The organism is uncultured Limnohabitans sp., from assembly GCF_937889215.1.
Classification (GTDB): domain Bacteria; phylum Pseudomonadota; class Gammaproteobacteria; order Burkholderiales; family Burkholderiaceae_C; genus Limnohabitans_A.
In genome coordinates, this window is sequence record NZ_CALBEX010000100.1 from 1 (window position 1) to 5,936 (window position 5,936).

Consider the following 5,936-nt stretch of genomic DNA (forward strand, 5'->3'; position numbering starts at 1 on the left):
CGTGGCCTTCAGGTCCGACGCTTGATTTTTTCGCGGAGCGACAGTTTCAAAAGGCATTGGCGCACCGAAGATGTCGGGCCTGAAGGCGCCGACCTACAAATACCGAACTCCCCGTGGGTCGTGGCCTTCAGGTCCGACGCTTGATTTTTTCGTAGCGAGACATTTTCAAAAGGCGGTGGCACACCGAAGTTATCGGGCCTGAAGGCGCCGACCTATAAATACCGAACTCCCCGTAGGTCGTGGCCTTTATGGTCCGACGCTTAATTTTTTCGCAGCGAGACATTTTCAAAAGTCGGTGGCGCACCAAAGCTGTCGGGCCTGAAGGCCACAACCTGCTAAGACCATGCACGCACATCAAAAATCCGTGGAGGACTGCCCTTGCTCTTTGGCCAACTGCCACTGCTCTTTGAGCCACCGTTTGAGTTCGGCATCGTTCTGAATGCGGCGCAGATCGGCCGCCAGGCTGTCTGCGCTGTGGCGCTGGTCGGCCTGTATGCGCTGCAGGGCTTGCGTCATCGACGCCTCTTCTGCCTCGGCTCGCACCGGGACACACAACTCCCGGCTCAGGCGGCTTTGCAACGCGTCCAGATCGTCCTCCAGCGCTGTCACCTGCTCCTTGAGCAACGATGCCATGGCGATGAGCTGGGCATCGGCCATGCGGGCGGAGTTTTGCGGGTTGACCTTCGTCACCTGCATTTGCAGGCGCAGCAAGGTGCTCAGGTCGTTTTTTTCATAAGCGGCGTTGACTTCGCTCATCAGCGAAGTTTTACGCAAGCGCTCTTGTTCGTCGGGCTCGCGATCCGGGTGCAAGGCGCTGGCCAACTGCCTGAACACGGTGCGGATGGCGCTTTTCGCATCCGCCTCGCGCAACATGGCAGGCGGTAACTCGCCTTTTTCGGCCGCAGCGCTATTCTTTTGGGCTTGTTTTTGTGCTTTTTTGGCTGCACGCTTGGCCGCCTTACGCTGCTCGTCAGCCTCTTGCTGGCGTTGCCACTGGCGCATGCCCGCTTGCATCATCTCTTCGGGCGTTTGGTATTGGCCTGCTTTTTCAATGGGCTGGCCCAGCGCCTCTTCGATGCGCTCGCGCAAGCGCTGCGCCGCCTCGGCCTGTTCTTCGGCGGCTTGTTGGGTGTCTTCTTCGCTCACGTACAAATCGGCCAACGCCTGCACTTGCGGGTCGGCATTTTCAGCGTGTTCGGCCAAATGCACGATCAAACCGCGCACCAGTCCCCGCGCCATGCGTTGCTGGCGTTCGGTGAAGTCTGCGGTTTGCAGGCGCTCATGCACAAAGAGCAGCAGGCTTTTGCGGTGCGCTTGAGCCAGCTGCACCGACTCGCGCAAGGCCTGAATGTGCGCATAACGGTGCCGGTCCGACCACGCCTGCAGCCGCTCGATAAGGCAAGAGAGCAGCTCGATGCGGGCCAACAGGGCGTTAAAGCGCTGCTGGGCGGGCGTGAGCGTGGCTTGATCGCCGGGCTGAACCATCAAGGCAGACAGGAAAATGGCAGCGTCTTGAGGCGCTTCAGGAGAAATCATTGAGGAAAAATTGAGCGAAGACTTGTGAGCTGCTGGATGTTAACCCCCCGAAACCGCTGTTGATTGCGGGGGGCAAGCCAAGCAGTCGAATGCTGAGGGGACTTCATCCGTCGATAATCCCTACACTGATTCGAAAAGCCCCCGCCTGATGCCCATCCCCACCCCGTTCAAAGTGCTCAGCCTCATCCCCCCGATGACGCAGCTCAACACGCCCTACCCGTCCACGGCCTACCTGACGGGTTTTTTGCGTTCGCGGGGTTTTAATGCGGTGCAAGAAGACTTGGCGCTGGCCACCGTGCTGGCTTTGCTGAACAAAAAAGGACTGACCGAGCTGCGCGACGCGGCGCTGGCCTTGCTTGTTGAAGAGCGCTCGGGCCCGGTGAACTTTTTCCTTGACCACTTCAACGATTACGCCATCAGCATCGACCCGGTGATCGCCTTTTTGCAAGGCCGCGACAGCACGCTCAGCCACCGCATTGCAGGCCGTGGCTTTTTGCCCGAAGGCCCGCGCTTTGCTGCACTTGACGCGTATGAAGACGATGGCACTGGCGACCCGATTGGCTGGGCTTTTGGCGCTTTGGGCCAAACCGACCGCGCCCGGCACCTGGCCACGCTGTACCTGAACGACCTGGCCGATGTGCTGCGGGATGCCGTGGACGAAGGCTTTGAGTTTGTGCGCTACGCCGAACGCCTTGCAGCAAGCCAGCCCAGCTTTGACGCCCTGGCCGAAGCCCTGGCCGAGCCCCCCAACCTGATCGACAGCACGCTGGAGAACTTGGCCCTGCAAGCCATTGAGCGTCACCAGCCCACGCTGATGCTGCTGTCGGTGCCCTTCCCCGGCTCGGTGTATGCGGCGTTTCGCATCGCCCAATGCATCAAGCGCTCGCACCCTCACATCCGCATTGGCCTGGGCGGCGGCTTTGTGAACACCGAGCTGCGTGAGCTGAAGGACGCCCGGGTGTTCGACCATGTGGATTTCGTCACGCTCGACGGCGGCGAACGCCCGCTGCTGAGCCTGATTGAGCACCTGCAAGGCCAGCGCAGTGTGCAGCGCCTGCAGCGCACTTTCATCAAGAATGACGCAGGTCAGGTGCAGTACATCAATCTGCAAGAGCCCGACATCCCGTTTGAAGAGGTGGGCACGGCCACTTGGGACGGTTTGCCGCTGCACAAGTACCTGTCGCTTCTAGACATGCTCAACCCGATGAACCGGCTGTGGAGCGACGGGCGCTGGAACAAGTTGACTGTGGCGCATGGCTGCTACTGGAAAAAATGCAGCTTTTGCGACGTGAGCCTGGACTACATCAGCCGCTACGAAACCGCGCAGGCCAGCACGCTGGTGGACCGCATCGAGCAGATCGTGGCCGAAAACGGTCAGACCGGCTTTCACTTTGTGGACGAGGCCGCGCCACCCAAAGCCCTCAAGGCACTGGCCGAAGAACTGCTGCGCCGGGGTGTGCAAATCTCGTGGTGGGGCAACATCCGCTTTGAGAAAACCTTCACCCCCGAGCTGTGCGACTTGCTGGCGCAAAGCGGTTGCATTGCCATGTCGGGCGGGCTCGAAGTCGCCTCAGACCGCTTGCTTCAGCTCATGAAAAAAGGGGTCTCGGTTGAGCAGGTGGCGCAGGTCACCAAAGGCTTTGCCGATGCGGGCGTGCTGGTGCACGCCTACTTGATGTATGGCTTTCCCACACAAACCGTGCAGGACACGGTGGACGCGCTCGAATACGTGCGCCAGCTGTTTGAAAACGGCTGCATCCACAGTGGTTTTTTCCACCGTTTTGTCTGCACCGTGCATTCACCTGTTGGCTTGAATCCCGACGCTTACGGCGTGACACTTTTGCCTCTGCCCGAGGGCACATTTGCCAAAAACGATGTGGGCTTTGTCGACCCAACGCCCATGCCTGCAGGCGTGGACCACGACCTGCTGGGCCAGGGCCTGAAAAAAGCCATCTACAACTTCATGCACGGCGTGGGCGTTGAGAACGATGTGCGCCAGTGGTTTGAACTGCCCAAAGGCCAATGCCCCAAGACCACGGTGCCGCGCCAGAAGATTGCGCGGTCACTGGACTGACGCCCTTGCTCAAATAACAGGCATCGCTGGCCAGCCCTGCAGGCATGCGGGTCTCTGAGCTTGTTCATGGACTTATCCACAGCTTGGCGCACAGTTGACGGGGGTAAACCCGATCTGCCGCCAAGCGCCCCCCCTCAGCGGCTGGCCGCCATCAAGGCCGCAAAGCCCACAAACACACCACCCGTGACGCGGTTGAAGTTTTTCAGGATATGGGCTTGCCGTAAAAAGTGAGACAGCTTGTGACCGCTCAGGGCGTAAATCAGGTACCAGCTGACCTCGATGACGGTGAAGGTGATCAACAACACCGCAAACTGCAGGCCCGCAGGGCGATCAGCCTGGATGAACTGCGGGAAGAATGCCGCAGAAAAAACAATGGCCTTGGGATTGCTGGCCGCCACCGCCAAACCTTGCCGGTAAAGAGATCCCGGGCTGCGTTCATGGGGATCGGCCAACAACGTCTCGGGCCCATCAACCGGCGCTGCAGCGGCGGCCCACAGCTTGTAACCCAGATAAGCCAAGTAAGCCGCGCCCAAAAAACGCAGGGCATCGAACACGGCTGGGAACGCGTGCAGCAAAACGCCTACGCCTGCAGCGGAAATACTCACCATGCCGATCAAGGCCGTCATACAACCGGCCATCGTCCGGATAGCCGCACGCCAACCAAAACGCGCACCATGGCTCATCACCAAAAGCATGTTGGGACCCGGCGTGGCCGACACCACAAAGGTCGTGAGCACAAAAATCCACCACGTTTGCAAACTCATCAGAAGCTTTGTGAAAAAGACAAAAATCAATTGACCCGAATTGTGCCCGAGCAAGCACTGAAATCACACCAGTCCCGTTGGCCTAGCGCTGCAACATAATGTAGCATTTGGTATTCATTTTATTGGTCGAATCACCCACATGCCCAACACCCAGCCCATTGATGTGACAAACAGTGCACCGCCATTCTTGAACAGATGGCGGAATCATCCGTTGCGAAACGAACGCGAGTGGTTATTTTTTTCATTTCTGATCATCCTCACCATTGGCTATGCAGCCTTCGCCATGGTGTCCTGGGGGCTGCATTTCACAGAGGGCATTGCGGCCAATGTGGTGGGCATCGTGGCCATGCTGGCTTTGGGCGGATTACGGTTTGCAGGGGTAAGGCTCAGCCCTTTGATCGCCGCTTTGCAAATCATCACTTTGGCCCAGGCTTTGAGCATCACATGGCTGACGGGCGGCATTTACTCGGCAACCATCAGCTGGCTGGCCTTGGCACCGCTGCCAGCAGTTCTTGCCTACAAACAACGCGCCCGTATTGCCGGTCTGCTGGCAGGGTGGTTGTTGATTTTGAGCTTGTACGGCTACGCCCTGCTGGGCGGCGAAATGGACATGAAAATACGGCCCCAAGACCTGATCCATTGGCACCTGATGATGGCGATCGTGATTTTTGGTATGCAAGTGGCGCTGCTGTTTCGCTTGAATATGGTGCGCAACGAACGCATGCAAAGGACGCAGCAGCAACAAAGAAAACTCAGACAACTGACCAAAAATCTTCAACACACGCAACAACAAAAAGACCTTTTTGTGGCCTCTGTCAGCCACGAGTTGCGAACACCCATGAACGCCATATTGGGTTTGGCCGATTTGATCCAACACGACAAGCAGCTCGATCAAGAAGTCCGCTTGAAGATGGAGGACATTCAAAAATCAGGCGAACACCTGCTGACCATCATCAACGACTTGCTGGACCACTCCCAAATGCAAGCCGGTCGCCTGCAGGTGGTGAAGGAACCCTTCAACTTGCTCGACACTCTGAGCAGCAGTTTTCAGTTGCTCAAGCGCCGAGCCGAATCCAAACCACTGCGCTACACATTGACCTTGGATCCAGAGCTTCCGCAGTGGGTGTTGGGCGACGGCCACCGATTGACACAGGTGCTGGTCAATTTGCTGGGCAACGCCATCAAATTCACGAACCGAGGTGAAATCGAAATGTACTGCAGTGCAGTCGCCAATGGCGTCGATCCCGAGGCCATCGCACAGATCAAGGTGAGTGTGCGCGACACGGGCATGGGCATTGCGCCGGAGTTGCAGCACCGTGTGTTTCAAAGCTTCTCGCAAGCCGACGACTCCATCGCCCGCCGGTTTGGTGGCAATGGCTTGGGCCTGTCGATCACAAAGGGCTTGGTTGAAGCCATGGGGGGCACGATTGGCTTTGAAAGCATGGCAGGGATCGGCACCACTTTTTGGGTGCAATTGCCTTGTGTGTTGAGCAACGCACCCGCGATCAAACGAGCCATTGAGGAAGCCGAGAGCAGCGAACAAACTGTGCGCATCCTTATCG

General features: G+C 58.1%; 4 protein-coding genes. 2 read left to right on the forward strand and 2 right to left on the reverse strand.

The window, feature by feature from the left end; all coding sequences use genetic code 11:
• Positions 1–354 precede the first annotated feature (354 nt).
• Positions 355–1,536, reverse strand: a complete 1,182-nt coding sequence (locus tag Q0341_RS02610) for a hypothetical protein (protein ID WP_299510354.1) — start codon at positions 1,534–1,536, stop codon at positions 355–357.
• A 148-nt stretch (positions 1,537–1,684) separates the two neighbouring features.
• Between Q0341_RS02610 and Q0341_RS02615 the strand changes: the two genes are divergently transcribed.
• Positions 1,685–3,610 (forward strand): B12-binding domain-containing radical SAM protein, encoded by a 1,926-nt coding sequence (locus Q0341_RS02615; RefSeq protein ID WP_299510355.1) that lies wholly within the window; start codon positions 1,685–1,687, stop codon positions 3,608–3,610.
• Positions 3,611–3,744: 134 nt separating this feature from the next.
• On the opposite strand, the gene Q0341_RS02620 is transcribed toward Q0341_RS02615, so the two are convergent.
• Positions 3,745–4,374, reverse strand: a complete 630-nt coding sequence (locus Q0341_RS02620) for a LysE family translocator (protein ID WP_299510356.1) — start codon at positions 4,372–4,374, stop codon at positions 3,745–3,747.
• A gap of 283 nt (positions 4,375–4,657) precedes the next feature.
• Here Q0341_RS02620 and Q0341_RS02625 point away from each other — a divergent pair.
• Positions 4,658–5,936 (forward strand): ATP-binding protein (locus Q0341_RS02625; RefSeq protein ID WP_299510357.1); only part of this gene is annotated, 1,279 nt, incomplete at its 3' end.